The organism is Kitasatospora putterlickiae (genome assembly GCF_039527695.1).
Classification (GTDB): domain Bacteria; phylum Actinomycetota; class Actinomycetes; order Streptomycetales; family Streptomycetaceae; genus Kitasatospora; species Kitasatospora putterlickiae.
Map to the genome: position 1 here is coordinate 51,993 of NZ_BAAAKJ010000257.1, position 1,196 is coordinate 53,188.

Here is a 1,196-nt window from a genome sequence, read left to right on the forward strand (position 1 = left end):
TGTCGCGGCCGCCGCCGGCGAGGCCTTCGCCGCCGGGGACGAGCCGGGCGACGAGCGGCACGGTGCCGCCGACGAGCGCGGCGCCGCCGACGGCCGCCCGGCCAGCACCCGTCCGCCGGTGCGCACCGGCACCGGCCTGGACCGCCTGCCGCACCCGCTGATCGTCGGCCACCGCGGCGCCCCCGGCTACCGCCCCGAGCACACCCTGGGCTCCTACGACCTGGCGCTGCGGCTGGGCGCGGACGTCATCGAGCCGGACCTGGTCCCCACCAAGGACGGCCACCTGGTGGTCCGCCACGAGAACAACATCACGGAGACCACGGACGTCGCCGACCACCAGGAGTTCGCGGACCGCCGCACCACCAGGACCATCGACGGCGCGGCCCAGACCGGCTGGTTCACCGAGGACTTCACGCTCGCCGAGCTGCGCACCCTGCGCGCCAAGGAGCGCCTGCCGCAGCAGCGCCAGCGCAACACCCTCTACGACGGCCGCTGGGCCGTGCCGACCTTCCGCGAGGTGGCCGACTTCGCCCGCAAGCGCGGCCGCGAGCTGGGCCGGGACGTCTGGGTCTACCCCGAGACCAAGCACCCGAGCTACTTCCGCTCGATCGGCCTGCCGCTGGAGGAGCGCCTCGCCGACGAGCTGCGCCGCACCGGCCTGGCCGGGCGCAACGGCCGGGCGATCCTGCAGTCCTTCGAGCCGAGCAGCCTGCAGCGGCTCGCCAAGCTGGTCGACAACCCGAAGGTCTTCCTGCTCAGCGGCCCGACCAGCCGGCCGTACGACTTCGTGCTCTCCGGCGACCAGCGCACGGTGGCCGACCTGGTGAAGCCCGAGGGCCTGCGCTGGATCTCCTCCTTCGCGCACGGCATCGGCCCGACCACCTCGCTGATCGCGCCCGTCGACGCGGCCGGCAAGCTGCTGCCGCCGACCACCCTGGTCAAGGACGCGCACGCCGCCGGCCTGCTGCTGCACCCGTACACGGTGCGCAACGAGAACGCCTTCCTGCCGCTGGACTACCGCCGGGGCACCGACCCGAACGCGTACGGCGACGCGATCGGCTGGGCGACGTACCTCTACGAGCTCGGGGTGGACGGCTTCTTCACCGACCAGACGGATAGCAGCGTGCTGGCCCGCCAGGACTTCTGGGCGGCCAAGGGCGTGCACTGACGACCGGCGCCCCGACGGCACCGCGCCC

1 protein-coding gene is annotated in these 1,196 nt (G+C 74.2%); it reads left to right on the plus strand.

The annotated features are described in order from the left end of the window. The coding region (locus tag ABD308_RS26215) for a glycerophosphodiester phosphodiesterase (RefSeq protein WP_344339186.1) at positions 1 to 1,168 on the plus strand (1,168 nt) is incomplete at its 5' end. Between the last annotated feature and the right edge of the window lie 28 nt (positions 1,169 to 1,196).